Source organism: Micromonospora sp. NBRC 110038 (assembly GCF_020884815.1).
In the GTDB taxonomy this organism is placed as follows: Bacteria; Actinomycetota; Actinomycetes; order Mycobacteriales; family Micromonosporaceae; genus Micromonospora; species Micromonospora haikouensis.
In genome coordinates this window covers 102647-119293 of the sequence record NZ_BBOL01000010.1, presented here as the reverse complement: position 1 = coordinate 119293, position 16647 = coordinate 102647, and the positions used below count along the sequence as shown (strand labels likewise).

Below are 16647 nucleotides of genomic sequence, written 5' to 3'. Positions count from 1 at the left end.
GCCGCCGCCATGCCCCTGGTCGCCGGGTTCGACTCGTCCACCCAGTCCTGCAAGCTGGTGATCCGCGACGCGGAGACCGGGGCGCTGGTGCGCTCCGGCCGCGCCGCCCACCCCGACGGCACCGAGGTCGACCCGGCGGCCTGGTGGGCGGCGCTGGAGGCCGCCGTGGCGCAGGCCGGCGGCCTGGCCGACGTCGCCGCCGTCTCCGTCGCCGGTCAGCAGCACGGCATGGTCTGTCTCGACGCGTCGGGCGAGGTGGTCCGCCCGGCGCTGCTGTGGAACGACACCCGCTCCGCCGGTGCCGCCGCCGACCTGATCGAGGAGGCCGGCGGCGGCGAGGCCGGCGGGCGGTTCTGGGCCGACGCCGTCGGTGTCGTCCCGGTGGCCAGCTTCACCGCCACCAAGCTGCGCTGGCTGGCCCGGCACGAGCCGGCCAACGCCGACCGGGTCGCCGCCGTCTGCCTGCCGCATGACTGGCTGACCTGGCGGCTGGCCGGCGCGCCCGGCCTGGACGCGCTGCGCACCGACCGCAGCGACGCCAGCGGCACCGGCTACTGGTCGCCGGCCACCGGCGAATACCGGTTCGACCTGCTCGAACGCGCCTTCGGCCGGCGGCTGGAGGTGCCCGTCGTGCTCGGGCCGACCCAGACCGCCGGGGCCCTCGACCCGGCGGCGCTCGCCGCCGGCGGGGGGCCCGGCGGGGCGCTGCTCGGGCCGGGGGCCGGCGACAACGCCGCCGCCGCGTTCGGCGTCGGGGCCCGCCCCGGCGACGTGGTCGTCTCCATCGGCACCTCCGGCACCGTGTTCAGCGTCGCCGACGCGCCGACGGCCGACCCGACCGGCACCGTCGCCGGGTTCGCCGACGTGACCGGCCGCTATCTCCCCCTGGTCTGCACGCTCAACGCGGCCCGGGTGCTCGACGCGGCGGCCACCATGCTCGGGGTCGACCTCGACACCCTGTCCGACCTTGCCCTGTCCGCCCCGCCCGGCGCGGACGGCCTGGTGATGGTCCCCTACCTGGAGGGGGAGCGGACCCCGAACCGGCCGTCGGCCACCGGGTCGGTGCACGGGCTCACCCTGCGCACCTCCACCCCGGCGCACCTGGCCCGCGCCGCGGTCGAGGGGATGCTCTGCGCGCTCGCCGACGGCCTCGACGCGCTGACCGCGCAGGGCTGCCGGGCCGAGCGGGTGATCCTGGTCGGCGGCGGGGCCCGGTCGGCGGCGGTGCGCCGCATCGCGCCGCAGGTCTTCGGCCGCCCGGTGGTCGTGCCGCCGCCGGGGGAGTACGTGGCCGACGGGGCCGCCCGCCAGGCGGCCTGGCTGGCCCTGGGCGGGCAGAACGCGCCCGACTGGTCGCCGGCCGGCACCCAGGAGTACGCGGCCGACGGCGTCGCGGCCGTCCGCGAACGGTACGCGGCGGCCCGCGACCGGGTGCTCGACCGCCCCGCCTGACGGGGGCCGACCCGGCAGCGGGCATGCTGGGTCGGTGACGGGTCGGTCGGTGGTACGGCGGCGGGGCTGGGGCGGCGGCGCGGCGCACCGGTCGTACAGCGTGCTGGTGTTCGTGCTGCTCGCCTCGCTGGACAACGTGGCGATCGGCCTCGTCCCGCCGCTGTACGGCCCGATCTCCGGCTCGCTCGGCGTGTCCCAGCGCCTGCTCGGGCTGGTCACCGCCGTCAGCTTCCTGGTCAGCGCGGTCGCCGCCGTCGGTTGGGCGTACGTCGGCGACCGCACCGACCGCAAGCCGCTGCTGATGGTCGGCACCCTGGTCTGGGCGGCCGGCACCGGCGGCAGCGCGCTGGCGCAGGGCTACCCGGCGTTCCTGGCCGCCCAACTCGTCGCGGCGGTCGGCCTCGGCGCGGTCGGTTCGGTCGGCTTCTCCGTGGTCACCGACCTCATCTCGCCGCGCCGCCGGGGGCTGGTGATGAGCTTCTGGGGGCTGTCCCAGGGCGTCGGCACCCTGGCCGGGACGCTCGTCGGCGGCCTGCTCGGGGCCGCCGACTGGCGGCGGCCGTTCTGGCTGCTCACCGTGGTCGGGCTGGCGGCGACGGCGGCGTACCTGTTCACGTACGACATCCGGCGCGGGCAGAGCGAGCCGGAGCTTGCCGGAGCGCTGGCCGGCGGCGCGGAGTACGACTACCGGATCACCCGCGCCGACCTGCCGGGCATCCTGGCCCGGCGGACGAACCGCTGGCTGGTCCTGCAGGGGCTGACCGCCCAGGCGGCCTTCGGGTCGCTGGTCTGGCTGCCGGTGCTGTTCGCCCAGCGGGCGCAGGCCCAGGGCTACTCGGCGGCGACGGCCGTCGTGGTCGGCAGCGTCTTCGCCACCCTGTTCCAGCTCGGCGGGGTGCTTTCCATCGTCGGCGGCCTGGTGGGCGACGCCGTGCAGCGGCGTACCCCCCGGGGCCGGGCGCTGGTCGCGGCGGTGGGCATCCTCGCGGCCCTGCCGTTCTACCTGGTCCTGTTCTTCGTGCCGCTGCGCATCGACGTGCCCGACGGCGGTTCCACCGGCGCGGTGGTCGGCGCGGTGCTGGCCAGCGTCGTCACCGAGCCGACGGTCGGGCTGAGCCTGCTCACCGCCGTCTTCGCGCTGGCGCTGACGTCGGCGAACTCGCCGAACTGGTTCGCCCTCATCGCCGACGTCAACCCGCCCGAGCACCGGGGCACCGTCTACAGCCTCGGCAACCTGGTCAACGGGGTCGGCCGGGCGGCCGGCAACGGGCTGGTCGGGGTGGCCTTCCACGCGCTGCGGGCGGCGTTCCCGCCGCCGCTGAACTACGCCGTCGGGCTGGCCGTGTTCCAGCTCTTCTTCGTGCCGACGGGCGTCATGTACTGGTTGGCATCCCGCACCTCGCCCCGCGACATCGACGCCGTGCGGACCCTGCTGCACGAGCGCGCCGAACGCCTGTAGGACGCGGTCGCGGCGGGCTCCCGGCGCGTGCGCCTTCAGTCGCGACGGGCTCCCGGCTAGGGATCCTCCGCCGCATAGGGAGCTGATGTCGTAGATGACTCACGGGGCCCGTGCAGCCCCGGCTGCGACCACCCGCTACGCCCCTGCCCTTGTCCGCCCGCTGTGCGCGTGCTGCCCTGTCAGTCCCGCCCGTCTGCTGTGCGCGTTGCCCTGCCCGTCTGCTGCCCTGCCGGTTCTGTCCGCCTGCTGCGCGCGTGCTGCCCTGTCAGTCCCGCCCGTCTGCTGCCGCACGCTGGCCTGCCCCGCTGCGCCCATCCGTTGCTCCTGCCCCGGTCGCCCCGCCTGCCGCGCGTCCCCGCCCCGCCCCGCCTCACCGGTCGGCGGGGCGGGGCGGAACGGGGGTGAGTCATCTACGACATCAGCTCCCTATGCGGCGGCAGAGCCCCTGAGCACCCGCCGGATCGCCCCGCGACACCGGCGGAGCACCCGGTGCGCGGCAGGCCAGGCCGGGCGCGGCCAAGGCGCGCAGCCGGGCGGGGCCGGGCGGGGCCGGGCCAGGCATGGCGGGGCCGGGCCAGGCATGGCGGGGCCAGGCGGGGCGGGGCGGCGGGGATCAGGCGGGGCGGAACCAGACGGTGACGTCCTGCCCGACGGTGCCGTCGTCGGGCAGCGGGGCGCTGGCGTGCAGCACCTGCGCCCCGGCCGGCACCGGCACCGGCGTCGCGCCGAAGTTCGTCAGCACGGTGACGTCGCCGTTGCGGAAGCTCACCACCTCGTCGCCCGAGGCCAGCCAGTAGAGGCTGCCCCGGCCGAGCCCGTGCTCGCGGCGCAGCCGCAGCGCGGTGCGGTACAGCTCGTACGTCGAGCCGGGCACGTCGCGCTGCCGGTCGAGCGCGTACTCGGCCCACGACGGCGGCTGGGGCAGCCAACTCGCGTCGGTCGGCCCGAAGCCGTACGACGGGGCGTCGGCCTCCCACGGGATCGGCACCCGGCAGCCGTCCCGGCCGCGCTCGGTGTGCCCGCTGCGCTCCCAGGTCGGGTCCTGCCGCACCTCGTCGGGGAGCGTCATGTGCTCCGGCAGGCCCAGTTCCTCGCCCTGGTAGAGGTAGGCCGAGCCGGGCAGGGCCAGCATCAGCAGGGTGGCCGCCCGGGCCCGGCGCAGGCCCAGCGCGGCGTCGGGCTGCGGGTCGCCGATGCCGATGCCGTTCGGGCGGGGGGTGCCGACGGGCAGGCCGAGGCGGGAGGCGTGCCGGACCACGTCGTGATTGGACAGCACCCACGTGGTGGGCGCGCCGACGGCGTCGGTGGCCTCCAGCGAGCGGGTGATCACCGCGTACTGGGCGGGTGCGGTCCAGGACGCGGTGAGGTACTCGAAGTTGAACGCCTGGTGCATCTCGTCGGGCCGCACGTAGCGGGCCAGCCGCTCGGCCGGCTCCACCCACGCCTCGGCGACCAGGATCCGCTGGCCGTCGTACGAGTCGAGCAGGCGACGCCAGTCCCGGTAGACCTCGTGGACGCCGTCCTGGTCCCACATCGGCGGGCGGGGCTTGTCGACCTCGCTCCCGGAGAGGATCTCCTGCGGCTCCTGCCAGTTCGCCAGGTCGGCCTGCTTGATCAGGCCGTGCGCCACGTCCACCCGGAAGCCGTCGACGCCCCGGTCGAGCCAGAACCGCAGCACGTCGAGGAACTCGGCGCGGACCTCCGGGTTGTCCCAGTTCAGGTCGGGCTGCCCGGGGTCGAACAGGTGCAGGTACCACTGGCCGGGCCGGCCGTCGGGCTCGGTGACCCGGGTCCACGCGGGGCCGCCGAAGACGCTGGTCCAGTCGTTGGGCGGCTGGTCGCCGTCGGGCCCGAGGCCGTCGCGGAAGACGTACCGGGCGCGCTCGGGGCTGCCCGGGGCGGCGGCGAGGGCCGCGGTGAACCAGCGGTGCGCCGACGACGTGTGGTTGGGCACGAGGTCGACGATGACCCGCAGCCGGCGGGCGTGCGCCTCGGCGATCAGCCGGTCGGCGTCGGCGAGCCGCCCGAACAGCGGGTCCACGTCGCGGTAGTCGGCCACGTCGTACCCGGCGTCGGCCTGTGGCGACGGGTAGAACGGCGACAGCCAGACCGCGTCCACGCCCAGCTCGACGAAGTGGTCGAGGCGGGCGGTGATGCCCGGCAGGTCGCCGATGCCGTCACCGTTCGCGTCGGCGAACGAGCGCGGGTAGATCTGGTAGATCACTGCCTCGGTCCACCAGTCGGTGGTGGGGCCGGTGGACTGCTGCTGTGGGGTCGCGTCGGTGTTCAGGGCCTTCTCCCGTGTGTCGAAGCCGTCCCGGTCATGGTTCCCCGGTGGCACGCGGACGAACCCGTCCAGTCTGCCCGGTGCCGGGCGGACGGCCCGCGTTCAGTCCGCCCGGGGCGGGGCGGTCGAGTCGCGTACCACGAGGCGGGTGGGCAGGATCAGCGGCGCGGCGGACGGCCCGGCCGGGCCGACCCCGCGAGGGCCGGGCACGAGCGGCCCGGGCACGAGCGGCCCGGCCGGTGGCGGGAGGTCCCGGCCGCCGAGCGGGTCGAGCAGGATGCGGGCCGCGAGCCGGCCCTGCTCCGCCGCCGGCTGGGCGATCGTGCTCAGCCCGAGCACCCCGGACAGGTCGTGGTCGTCGATGCCGATGACGCTGACGTCCTGCGGGACCCGCAGGCCCGCGTCGCGCAGCGCGCTCATCGCGCCCATGGCCATCTCGTCGCAGGCGGCGAAGATGGCGGTCGGTGGCTCGCCCCGGGCGAGCAGCTCGATCGTGGCCTGCTCGCCGCCGTCGATGGTGAACTGCGACTCGACGTCCAGGCACGGGTCGGGCTCGATGCCGGCGGAGCGCAGCGCCTCCTGGTAGCCCCGGCGCCGGTCCAGGTGGGTGGTGAAGGCCAGCTCGTCGTCCGGGTCGCCGGAGATGTGCGCGATCCGGCGGTGGCCCAGGTCGAGCAGGTGTCGGGTGGCGGTCCGCGCGGCGGCCACGTCGTCGATGCGTACGCAGGGCCAGCCGGGCACCCCGCTGCCGGAGCTGATGGTCACGCCGGGCAGGTCCAGCACGGTGAGCGCGGCCAGCTCGGCCCGGCGCAGCGGGGTGGCGACCAGCATCACGGCGTCCACCCGCTTGTGCAGGTTGGCGGTGCCCAGCACCCGCTGGCGGGTGCGTTCCCGGCCGCCGAGGTTGTAGAGCAGCAGGTCGTAGCCGGACTCGTGCAGGGTCTCCTCGACGGCCTCGACCACGGTGCCGAAGAACCAGCGGGTGATCCGGGGGACGATCACGGCCACGGTGGCGGTCCGCCCGCCGGCGAGCCGCGACGCGCTCGGCGAGACCGCGTACTGGAGCTGCTCGGCGGCGGCGAGGACCCGGCGGCGGGTGGCCGCGGAGACCGTCGGCAGGCCGCGCAGGGCCCGCGAGACGGTGGCGGTGGAGACCCCGGCCAGGCGGGCGACATCATCGATCTTGGTCATGGATTCCCGCTCCGGCCCGGACCGCCGCCGCCCGGGGGACGCGGGCGGCGGCGGTCGCGAGTCAGCCCTTGACGCTGCCGGCGAGCAGGCCGCGCACGAAGTATCGCTGGAGCGACAGGAACACGATCAGCGGTACGACGATCGAGACGAACGCGCCCGAGGTCAGCCGCTGCCACTCGTTGCCCCGGCTGCCGGCCATCTCGGCCAGCCGCACGGTCAGCGGGGCGGTCTCGCTGCTGCCCCCGGCGAAGATCAGCGCGACCAGCAGGTCGTTCCAGACCCAGAGGAACTGGAAGATGCCGAAGGCCGCGAGGGCCGGGGTGATCAGCGGCAGGACGATGGTGCGGAAGATCTTGGGGTGGGTCGCCCCGTCGACCCGGGCCGCCTCCATCAGGTCCTTGGGGAGCTGCGCGATGAAGTTGTGCAGCAGGAAGACGGCGAACGGCAGCGCGAAGCAGGTGTGTGCGAACCACACCTGCGCGAACTTCTGCTCGTCGACCAGGTCCCAGGCGGGCATGAGGGTCACCCCGCCGAGGGTCACGCCGGTGGAGAAGAACTTCAGCAGCGGCACCAGCGCCATCTGGAGCGGGACGATCTGCAACGCGAAGATCGCGATGTACGCCCAGTCCCGGCCCCGGAAGTTGATCCACGCCAGCGCGTACGCCGCCAGCGACGCGAACGCGATCGGGAACAGCACCGAGGGGATGGTGATCGCCAGCGAGTTGATGAAGTAGTTGGCCAACTGCCCCGACGACGAGGAGCGCCCGAACAGCACCTCCTGGTAGTTCTCCAGGGTGAACTGCGGGTTGGTGAAGAACGTCCACCAGCCCGTGGTCTTGATCTCGTTCTCCGGCCGGAACGAGGAGACGAACAGGCCGAAGGTGGGGATCGTCCAGAACACCGCGATGACGATCGAGATCAGCGTCGCCGTGCGGCTGTTGAGCCGCTTGCGGACCCGGCCGGCGGTGGTGGTGGTCTTCCCGGTGGCCTGTGCCCCGGCGGGGAGCGTGGGCGTCGTGGTGGTCATCTCAGCCCTCCCGCTGCTGACGCAGGTTGCGGATCTGGTAGATCACGAGCGGGATCACCAGGACGAAGAGGAAGACCGCCAGCGCCGAGCCCTGCCCGTTCTGGCCGTACCGGAACGCCTGGTTGTACATCTCGTTCGCGATGACGCTGGTGTCGTAGTTGCCGTTGGTCGCGGTCCGGACGATGTCGAAGACCTTCAGCGTGGCGATCGACAGCGTCACGACCACGACGATCAGCGCCGGGCGGATGCTCGGCATGGTGATCTGCCAGAACATCTGCCACGGGGTGACCCCGTCGAGCCGGGCGGCCTCGACGATGTCGGCCGGGATGGCCTTGATCGCCGCGGAGAGCACCACCATGGCGAAGCCGGCCTGGATCCAGACCATGATCACGATCAGCAGCAGGGTGTTCAGCGGCGATTCCAGCAGCCACTGCTTGGGCTCACCGCCGAGGCTCACCACGATCTGGTTGAGCAGGCCGATCTGGTCCTGCCCCTCGCCGCGGTAGGCGTAGACGAACTTCCAGATGATCGCCGCGCCGACGAACGAGATCGCCATCGGCATGAAGATCAGGGACTTGGCCACCGACTCGAACCGGGCCTTGTCCACCATGACCGCGTAGAGCAGCCCGAAAGCGGTGGCCACCAGCGGCACCAGCAGCACCCACACGAGCGTGTTGATCAGCACCCGGATGATCGAGCTGTCGGAGAACATCCAGGCGTAGTTGTCGAGTCCCACCCAGTTGCGGCTGCCGCCGTCCATGAACGACAGCAACGTGGTGCGGATGGCCGGGACGACCAGGCCGATCATGAGCAGCAGCACCGCTGGCAGCAGGAAGAAGAACGCGAACATGCCCTCGCGCGGCTTGCGGCGCCGGGGCAGTGGAGCCCCGTTCGCCGCGGCGGCGATCAGCTGTGCCTCGTGGCGTCGGGCGAAGTAGGACGGCACGGCGTCGAGGAGCAGCAGCAGGCCCCCGACGACCACGGCGAACGCGATCAGCCCGTACAACAACATGAGGAGCTTCGGCTGCACGTCGGCGAAGTCGAACTCCATCAACCCTCCTTCGGGGTTTCGGCTCGGCCGGTGGGCCGGCCCGTGTCGACGGACCGGCCCACCGCCTCAGATCACTTCGGCCAGCTGCTCTCGATGCTCTGGAGCACGGTCGCGGTGTCCTTGCCGTTGATCCAGTCGATCATGCCCTTCCAGAACGTCCCCGTGCCGACGGCGGCCGGCATCAGGTCCGAACCGTCGAACCGGAAGACGCTCTTCTGGTCCTGCAGGATCTGCACGGAGAGCTTGTCCACCGGGTTCGGCACGTTGGCCAGGTCGAGCTGCTTGTTGGCCGACACCCAGTCGCCGATCTTGGCGCGGCTGTTGGCGTACTCACCGGAGGCCAGGTACGTCTGCACGGCCTGGACCTCGGGACGGTCGGCGAAGGCCGCGACGAACTCGCCGCCGCCCAGCACCGGCTTGCCCTTGGCCGGGTCGATGGCCGGGAAGTAGAACGCGAAGACGTCGCCGTCCTCGGCCACCTTGGTGCCCTGCGGCCACTGGTTGGCGTAGAAGGACGCCTGCCGGTGCAGGGCGCACTTGCCGGTGGTGATCGGCGTGCCCGCCTCCTGGAAGGAGGTGGTGGAGATGCTCTTCACGCCGCCGAAGCCGCCGTTTACGTACTTCTCGTTCTTGAGGATGGTGCCGGCCTTGTCCACGGCCTCGGCGACCTTCGGGTCGTTGAACGGGATGCCGTGGGTGGTCCACTGGTCGTAGACCTCGGGGGTCTGCGTCCGCAGCATCATGTCCTCGACCCAGTCGGTGGCCGGCCAGCCGGTCGCGTCCTGCGACTCGATGCCCGCGCACCACGGCTTGGTGCCGCTCGCCGCGATCTTGTCGCTCAGGGCGATCAGCTCGTCCCAGGTGGTGGGGACGGTCCAGCCCTTCTCCTTGAAGGTCTTCGGCGAGTACCACACGAAGGACTTCACGTTGGAGCCGAGCGGGGCGCCGTAGAACTGGCCGTTGACGGTCCCGTACTTCAGCCAGTCGGCCGAGTAGTTCTGCTCGGCCATCGCCTTGGTGTCGGCGCTGGCCGCCTTGAGCTTGCCGGCGTCGGCGAACCGCTTGACCAGACCCGGCTGCGGGATGAAGGCGAGGTCGGGCGCGTTGCCGCCGTCGACCCGGACACCGAGCTGGGCCTCGAACTCACCGCTGCCCTCGTGGTCGATCTCGATGCCGGTGCAGTCCTCGAACTGCTTCCAGGACTCGTCGAGGCGGTCGGCCTCGATGTCCCGGATCGACGAGTAGATCGTGACCTTCTTGCCGTCGTTGCCCTGGTACTTCTCGTAAGCCGCACACTCCGCGGAGTCCGCCTTGTCGCTGCTCTTGTCGTCGCCGGTGCCACAGGCAGTGACGCTGAGCGCCAGCCCCAGTACGCCGGCGACCGCGAGAGCCTGGCGTGGTCTGGCAAAGACCGCCATGCCGTTCTCCTTCCTTGCCGGCGCGGTCGCGTTCAACCGGCGCCGGTCCGATGGGCGTCACCACATGTAAGCGCTTGCATTGGAGCGCGTCCACCCCCCATCGGACACGGACGAGTAACAATCCCGAAACCAGCTCACCCCTAGTGGGCACGCTCCCACCGATAGGGGGGTTCCACCCTCCGTGACCCCTTTCGGTCGATGCAGGAATCTGTCACGCTGAAGGCAATCGATTGAAGTTTATCGACATCGGAGGTGCTGGATGCGTAAGCGGTGGTACAGCCTCGCGGCGGTCGGCGCACTGATCGCGGCGACCCTGGTGCCGGCGACCCCGGCCATGGCCGCCCCGACCTTCAAGGTCCCCTTCCCCTGCGGCCAGTCCTGGTCCGGCCAGACCCGCTCCGACCACAGCCCGGCGTACGCCGTCGACTTCAACCGCACCGACGACCAGGGCGACCCCGTGGTGGCCAGTGCCCCCGGCACCGTCGACCGGGTGACCGACCTCGGCGGCACCAGCTATGGCAAGTACGTCCGCATCGACCACGGCGGCGGCTACACCACCTACTACGCCCACCTCAACGGCTTCAACGTCTCCGTCGGCCAGAGCGTCGGCTACGGCAAGGTCATCGGCTGGGTCGGCAGCACCGGCGGCTCCACCGGCCCGCACCTGCACTACGAGCAGCGGCTCAACGGCAACGACATCCAGGTCCGGTTCAACGGCAACCTGGCGCTGTACTGGGGCACCAAGACGTACACCAGCGACAACAACTGCTCGTCGAGCACCGGCTCCGGCACGGTCGACACCAGCGGCACCCCGCTGACCGTCCGCTCCGGCCCGGGCACCGGGTACTCCTCGGTCGGCACGGTCGCGGACGGGACGAAGGTGACGATCCACTGCCAGACCAGCGGCACCACGGTCACCGGCACGTACGGCACCAGCTCGATCTGGGACCGGATCGGCAGCGGCCGGTACATCGCCGACGCGTACGTCTACACCGGTTACGACGGCTACATCCCGAACGTCCCGCGCTGCTGACCCGCCGCGCGGGTCAGGAGGGGTCCCCTGTGCAACAGAAAGCGTGGAGAGGGGGCCCTTCCTTGCACCTCAGTTGAGCTGCCAGATGGAGAGGTTGAGGGCGGCGGCGAAGGTGACCCACGCCCAGTAGGGGAGCAGCAGCGCCGCCGCCAGCCGGGAGACCCGCGCGAACAGCACCACGGTCACCCCGATGGCCAGCCACATCAGCACGATCTCGGCGAACGCCAGGCCGTACCGGCCGGCGCCGAAGAACAGCGGGGTCCAGATCGCGTTCAGCACGAGCTGGGCCGTCCAGGCGTACAGCGCCGGACCGAAGCCGACCCGCCGCCACACCAGCCACCCGGCGATCGCGATCAGCGCGTAGAGGAACGTCCAGACCGGGCCGAAGACCCAGGACGGGGGCGCCCAGTCCGGCTGGTTCAGGCTCGCGTACTCCTCGGAGGTGCCCCGCACGCCGAGCCCGCCGATCGCGGCGGCGACCGTCACGGCCGCGCCGAAGCCGAGCAGCGCCCACCACCTCCGCCCCCCGGTCCTGCGCCGGAGGCTGTCCGAAACTGTCATGTGCAGCAGGTGCCCGGCGGCCGGCGCGGGCAAACCCCGGACGGCATGGCGCCGGGGTCGTCCTGTCCGGTGGCCCCTGTCTGGGAGGACGAGGCTCCGGTCACGACGACCCCGGCGGGTCGGTGGTGGATACGACGAAGTCGGGGAATCAAGTGTTGAAGATGCTGACCCCGCCCGGGCCGACCAACAGCCCGACCACGATGAGGACGATGCCCCACAGGATCTGCCGGCGGAACAGCGCGAGAATGCCGGCGACCACGAGTACGACTGCGAGAATCCAGAGAATCAGCTCCATGGTTGCTGAGTACCCGATTGACCGATCCGGGAAACCTCCCCGGCGTCCAGGTGATCTCCCAGGTGGAAGATGCTGTACGCCTGCTTGATCACCGGGTGGGCCACGTTGCGCACCCGCACCCCGCCCGGGGTGGTGCCCCGCTCGCTGCCGGCGTGCGCGTGCCCGTGCAGGGCCAGCGCGGTGGGGGCCGAGTCGATGGCCTGCCCGAGCTGGTACGACCCGAGGAACGGGTAGATCTCCAGCGGCTCGCCGGCCAGCGTGTCGGGCACGGGGGAGTAGTGGGTCAGCGCCACCAGCAGGTCGCAGTCCAGCCCCCGTAGGGCCGCGCCCAGCGCCTCCGCGCTCTCGTTCGTGGTGCGGACGAACGCCTTCATCTCCGGCTCGCCGAAGTCGCTGGCGCACCGGCCGGCGAAGCCGCCGCCGAAGCCCTTCACCCCGGCCACGCCGAGTCGCCCGGCGGGGAACTCCAGCACGATCCCCTCGCCCTCCAGCACCCGGATGCCCGCCTCCTCCAGCACCTTGACCACCTGCGGCACCTGGTCGCACTGGTGGTCGTGGTTGCCGAGCACCGTCACCACCGGCACGCCCAGCCCGCCGAACTCCCGGGCCACGCAGCGCGCCTCGGCCTCGGTGCCGTGCCGGGTCAGGTCGCCGGCGAGCAGCAGCACGTCGGCGCAGTCGGGCAACTCGTCCAGGGCGGGCCGGAACCGGCCCACCACGTCCTCGTCCAGGTGCACGTCGCCCACGGCGGCGATCCGGATCACCTTCCGACCTCCCTCACGGCAGCTGTTCGACCTGCGTGGGCGCCTGCGTGCGGATCACCCCGATGTCGCTGGTGACCGGCACGTCGGGGAAGCGCTCGGCGACCCGGCGCAGGATCTCCTCGCGCCGGTGCGGGCTCTCCACCTCGCCGTAGAGGACCAGGCCGCGCTCCCGGCGGACCACGGTGATCCCCTGCTCGGCGACGGCCGGGTCCTCGGCCAGCAGCCGGTGGATCTCGGCCTCCACGTACTCGTCGGGCGGGCCGGCGGTGACGGCGGGCGTCCCGGCGGCGCTGTCACGGTGCTCGCTCACGCGGTCTCCTTCTCCTCGGTGGCGCCGGCGTACGGCACCACGTCCAACCGGTCGAGCAGCACCAGGAACGCCTCGGCGTACGGCGAGTGCTGCGTCTCCTTGCGTACCCGTTCCCAGTCGATCTGTTCGCGCAGTGACCGGGCCAGCGGCAGCGCCCGGGCGAAGTCGCAGTAGTGCTGGGAGAAGCTGAGCAGCTTGTGCACCATGAGCAGGGACGCGGACAGCACGGGCATGTGGATCGCGTCGACCGGGCGGTCGATCGTGTCGGCGAACGTCTCCTCGGTGACCGGGGTCTCGATCGGGCGGTGGATCAGGTCCACCATCCGGCCGTCGTCGTAGACCTTCACCAGCCAGTCCTCGGGCGGGCGCTCGGCGTCGAAGCCCGCCTCGACCAGCGCCTCCAGGGCCCGGTCCACGTCCTCGCCCCGGATCAGGAAGTCGACGTCGTGCTCGCTGGAGTGCCCGCCGTGGGCGTACACCGCGAAGCTGCCGCCGAGGGCGAACGGGATCTCGGACTGTTTGAGCACGGCGGCGACCTTCTTCAGCGTGTGCACCAGGGTCTCGTCCCCGCGCTCGGCCATGTGGCTCTCCCGTCGGTCGTGTCGTGGACAGGCGGATTCGATTTGCGTACCCGGCATTTCGTTCGCCCACACCTGAGCCTCGCCGCTCGGGGCGCGAACCGGCTGCAAAGGGACGAAACGCCGGAGGTGAGCGCGGGTCCGATAGTCTGGTGAAGGTGGCCAGATCACTGCGGGACCGGCGGGGCGGGGCCCGACTGCGCGCCGTCGCCCTGATCGGCATCGACGGGTCGGGCAAGACCACCCAGGCCCACCACCTCGCCGAGGCGCTGACCGCCGCCGGCCGCCCCGCCACCTACCACCGCAACGCCGGCGGCCGTCGCTGGCTCGGCCGCGTCGCCCAGCGGCTCGGCCGCCCCGACGCCGAGCGGCTGGTCGGCCGGCGCGGCCTGCTCGCCGTCGAGTCCGTGCTGCGCTGGCTGGCGATCGCGGCGGCGCTGCTGAGCTGCCTCGTCACCGGCCGGACGGCCGTCATGGACCGCTACTCCGCCTGCCAGTACGCCAGCATCCGGGCGCACGGCGGGCAGCGCTGGGAGCGGCTGGCCCGCGCCGGCTACCGCCTCTTCCCACCGCCGCAGGTCACCTTCCTGCTCGCGGTCGACCCGGCCGAGGCGTACCAGCGGATCGAGCGGCGCGGCACCGACCACGAGACGATGGGCTGGCTGACCGCCGCCGACACGGCGTACCGCACGCTGCCCGAGTTCCCCAGCTTCGTGGTCGTCGACGCCGGCCGCCCGCCCGAGGAGGTGTCCCGGCAGATCCGGGCCCACCTGGCCGCCTGGCTGCCGGCCCAGGGTGCCGCGCCCGCCGAGGCCGCCGCCCCGGCCGCTCCGCCGCCGGCCGAGCCCGCTCCGGCCGCACCGACCGGCACGCCCGGCCCGGTGGCGCGCCCCGTCGATGACGCCGGCCGGGGGCCGGGGCTGCTCGTGGCGGGTCAGGCCTGACCGTAGGCCGGCCGGCCCACCCCGGGTGCCCCACCGAAGGGTGCCGCCGCCCGGACGGTGGGTCGCCGCCCCCGTCCAGCACGGGGCGGGGCCCCTCCGGGGGAGGTGTCGAGCGCTGCGTGGATGACAGTCTTTCCGCAACACTCGTGAACGTCCGGAGTACTTTTTTCCCGATACGTGGAGACATGGTTGACGCTCGCGCCCGGTGAAAGTAAGTTTCATCCGTGGCGAAGAGTCCGAAGATTTCTGCGAGTCACGAGCCGGGTGGGTTGATCGTCCACATCAGCGGCCTGCTCCCCTCGCTGTCGCCCGCCGAGCAGCGGGTGGCCCGGCTGGTGGTCTCCGACCCGGCGGACGCCGCCCGGCGCACCATCACCGACCTCGCCACCGCCGCCGAGACATCCGAGGCGACCGTCATCCGGTTCTGCCGCTCGGTCGGGATGGACGGCTACCCGCAGCTGCGCATCCGGCTCGCCGCCGAGGCCGCCCGCCGGGTCGAGCCGCCGGACGCCCGGGTCGTCGGCGGCGACATCCCGCCCGGCGCCGACCTGGCCCAGATCATCGCCACCATCGCGTTCAACGACGCCCGGGCCGTGGAGGAGACGGCAGAGCAGCTCGACCCGGCCGTCTGCGAGCAGGTCGTCGAGGCGATCGTCGGCGCGGGGCGGATCGAGGTCTACGGCGCGGGCGCCAGCGGCTTCGTCGCCTCGGACTTCCAGCAGAAGCTGCACCGCATCGGCCGCATGGCGTTCTACTTCCCCGACGTGCACACCGCCCTCACCTCGGCCGCGCTGCTCGCCAAGGGCGACGTGGCCGTGGGCATCTCGCACAGCGGCACCACCGCCGACGTGATCGAGGTGCTGGAGCAGGCCCGCGCCCGGGGGGCCAGCACGGTGGCGCTGACCAACTTCCCCCGCTCGCCGATCACCGACGTCGCCGACTTCGTGCTCACCACGGCCGCCCGCGAGACGACGTACCGCTCGGGTGCGATGGCCAGCCGGCTGGCCCAGCTCACCGTGGTCGACTGCCTCTTCGTCGGGGTGGCCGCCCGCAACCGCGCGCGGGCCCGACGGGCGCTGGAGGTCACCGCCGACGCGGTGCGGACCCGGCGGGTCGGCCCCGGCCGGAGGCGGGGATGACGGCCGGGCGCGTCGAGCCCGGGGAGGTCGCGGCGGTCCCCGCCCGCCCGGTGGTCCGGGTGGGTGCGCCCACCGAGCGGCGCAACCCGCGCAGCGTCGACCTCGATTTGATGTCCACCCGGGACGTGCTCACCGTGATCAACGAGGCGGACCGGCGGGTGCCGGCCGCCGTCGCGGCGGTCCTCGACGAGATCGCCGCCACCGTCGACCTCGCGGTCGCCGCGCTGCGCGGCGGGCACCGGGTGCACTACTTCGGCGCCGGGACCTCCGGCCGCCTCGGGGTGCTGGACGCCGCCGAGCTGGCACCCACCTTCAACTCGCCCCGGCACTGGTTCTGCGCCCACCTCGCGGGCGGCCCGGACGCGATGTGGCGGGCCGTCGAGGACGCCGAGGACGACCACCGGGGCGGGTCGGCCGAGGCGGCCGACTGCGTCGGCGCGGGCGACCTCGTCGTCGGGCTGGCGGCCAGCGGACGCACCCCGTACGTTCTCGGGGCGCTCGCCGCGTCCCGGGCCCAGGGGGCCTCGACGGTGCTGCTCTGCGCCAACCCGGAGGCCGAGGCCGCCGGGTCGGTCGACGTCTTCATCGGGGTCGACACCGGCCCCGAGGTGGTGACCGGCTCGACTCGGATGAAGGCGGGCACGGCGCAGAAGCTGGTGCTCAACACGTTCTCCACGGCCGTCATGGTGCGGCTGGGGCGGGTCTACTCGAACCTCATGATCGACATGGTGGCCACCAACGCCAAGCTGCGTGGCCGGATGATCTCGATCCTGATGGAGGCCACCGGCTGCGCCGAGGAGGTCTGCCGGCGGGCCCTGCACGAGGCCGACGGTGACCTCAAGACCGCCCTGGTGTCGCTCGTCTCCGGCGCCGAGGTCCCCGCCGCCCGGGCCGCCCTGGCCCGCGCCGCCGACCAGGTCAGGGGCGCGCTCGACCTGCTCGCCTCCTGAGCGTCTGCGGCACCACCGGTGCGGGGCCGTGACGGTGGTCACCAAGCGCCGACGGTGGGACTTACCACACGCCACGGATTGTTCAACCGGGGCGAGGGTATTCCGTATCCGTGAATGAACCGACCGGTCCGCCGCCGCGTATCAGCCGGTGACCAGGATCGCAGTACGGCGGTGACGCGGGTCGCTGT

16 protein-coding genes are annotated in these 16647 nt (G+C 72.8%); 6 read left to right on the top strand and 10 right to left on the bottom strand.

Annotated features, from left to right (window positions below; genetic code table 11):
• The first annotated feature begins 9 nt into the window (after nt 1–9).
• Together xylB and LPU61_RS28240 are read left to right on the top strand one after the other, a co-directional pair.
• Nucleotides 10–1452, top strand: a complete 1443-nt coding sequence (gene xylB, locus LPU61_RS28245; protein WP_229406680.1) for a xylulokinase — start codon at nt 10–12, stop codon at nt 1450–1452.
• 34 nt (nt 1453–1486) lie between these two features.
• On the top strand, nt 1487–2911 hold the full coding sequence (locus LPU61_RS28240) for an MFS transporter (protein ID WP_229406679.1): 1425 nt from the start codon (nt 1487–1489) through the stop codon (nt 2909–2911).
• A gap of 613 nt (nt 2912–3524) precedes the next feature.
• Here the strand turns inward: LPU61_RS28240 and LPU61_RS28230 are convergent.
• The 5 genes from LPU61_RS28230 to LPU61_RS28210 all read right to left on the bottom strand — a co-directional run bounded on the left by LPU61_RS28230 (nt 3525) and on the right by LPU61_RS28210 (nt 9885).
• Nucleotides 3525–5201: a glycoside hydrolase family 13 protein gene (locus LPU61_RS28230; protein ID WP_091281219.1), complete on the bottom strand. Its 1677-nt coding sequence runs from the start codon at nt 5199–5201 to the stop codon at nt 3525–3527.
• Between the two features lie 99 nt (nt 5202–5300).
• Nucleotides 5301–6389 carry a LacI family DNA-binding transcriptional regulator gene (locus LPU61_RS28225; protein ID WP_077938583.1) on the bottom strand — a complete coding sequence of 363 codons (1089 nt, stop codon included), beginning with the start codon at nt 6387–6389 and terminating at the stop codon, nt 5301–5303.
• Between the two features lie 61 nt (nt 6390–6450).
• Nucleotides 6451–7416, bottom strand: coding sequence for a carbohydrate ABC transporter permease (locus tag LPU61_RS28220; RefSeq protein ID WP_043966147.1), 966 nt, complete (start codon nt 7414–7416; stop codon nt 6451–6453).
• A 1-nt stretch (nt 7417) separates the two neighbouring features.
• The gene (locus LPU61_RS28215) at nt 7418–8467 is read right to left on the bottom strand and encodes a carbohydrate ABC transporter permease (RefSeq protein ID WP_043966149.1); all 1050 of its coding nucleotides are present in this window, start codon (nt 8465–8467) and stop codon (nt 7418–7420) included.
• 71 nt (nt 8468–8538) lie between these two features.
• Entirely contained in the window at nt 8539–9885 is a 1347-nt protein-coding gene (locus LPU61_RS28210; RefSeq protein ID WP_043966151.1) for an ABC transporter substrate-binding protein, read from the bottom strand.
• Between the two features lie 259 nt (nt 9886–10144).
• Here LPU61_RS28210 and LPU61_RS28205 point away from each other — a divergent pair, with 259 nt between their 5' ends.
• A complete protein-coding gene (locus tag LPU61_RS28205; protein ID WP_043966153.1) occupies nt 10145–10918 on the top strand; it encodes a M23 family metallopeptidase in 774 nt (257 codons plus the stop codon).
• Nucleotides 10919–10987: 69 nt separating this feature from the next.
• Here the strand turns inward: LPU61_RS28205 and LPU61_RS28200 are convergent, their stop codons facing one another.
• From LPU61_RS28200 to LPU61_RS28180, 5 genes are all read right to left on the bottom strand, one after another.
• Nucleotides 10988–11479 carry a TspO/MBR family protein gene (locus LPU61_RS28200; RefSeq protein ID WP_229406678.1) on the bottom strand — a complete coding sequence of 164 codons (492 nt, stop codon included), beginning with the start codon at nt 11477–11479 and terminating at the stop codon, nt 10988–10990.
• A 148-nt stretch (nt 11480–11627) separates the two neighbouring features.
• The gene (locus tag LPU61_RS28195) at nt 11628–11774 is read right to left on the bottom strand and encodes a GPGG-motif small membrane protein (protein ID WP_013288160.1); all 147 of its coding nucleotides are present in this window, start codon (nt 11772–11774) and stop codon (nt 11628–11630) included.
• The gene (locus LPU61_RS28190) at nt 11765–12538 is read right to left on the bottom strand and encodes a metallophosphoesterase (protein ID WP_043966154.1); all 774 of its coding nucleotides are present in this window, start codon (nt 12536–12538) and stop codon (nt 11765–11767) included. Before LPU61_RS28190 ends, LPU61_RS28195 begins: the two co-directional genes overlap by 10 nt.
• A gap of 13 nt (nt 12539–12551) precedes the next feature.
• The gene (locus LPU61_RS28185) at nt 12552–12848 is read right to left on the bottom strand and encodes a hypothetical protein (protein ID WP_043966155.1); all 297 of its coding nucleotides are present in this window, start codon (nt 12846–12848) and stop codon (nt 12552–12554) included.
• Complete coding sequence (locus LPU61_RS28180; protein WP_255700247.1) at nt 12845–13486, bottom strand: nucleotidyltransferase family protein; 642 nt, start codon at nt 13484–13486, stop codon at nt 12845–12847. The genes LPU61_RS28185 and LPU61_RS28180 overlap by 4 nt, the downstream gene beginning before the upstream one ends.
• Nucleotides 13487–13584: 98 nt before the next feature.
• On the opposite strand from LPU61_RS28180, the gene LPU61_RS28175 reads away from it, so the two are divergent.
• The 3 genes from LPU61_RS28175 (at nt 13585) to murQ (ending at nt 16459) form a co-directional block, all read left to right on the top strand.
• Nucleotides 13585–14370 (top strand): dTMP kinase, encoded by a 786-nt coding sequence (locus LPU61_RS28175; protein WP_043966622.1) that lies wholly within the window; start codon nt 13585–13587, stop codon nt 14368–14370.
• A gap of 224 nt (nt 14371–14594) precedes the next feature.
• Nucleotides 14595–15509 carry a MurR/RpiR family transcriptional regulator gene (locus LPU61_RS28170; protein ID WP_043966157.1) on the top strand — a complete coding sequence of 305 codons (915 nt, stop codon included), beginning with the start codon at nt 14595–14597 and terminating at the stop codon, nt 15507–15509.
• Nucleotides 15506–16459 (top strand): N-acetylmuramic acid 6-phosphate etherase, encoded by a 954-nt coding sequence (gene murQ, locus LPU61_RS28165; protein WP_043966159.1) that lies wholly within the window; start codon nt 15506–15508, stop codon nt 16457–16459. Before LPU61_RS28170 ends, murQ begins: the two co-directional genes overlap by 4 nt.
• The last annotated feature ends 188 nt before the right edge of the window (nt 16460–16647 follow it).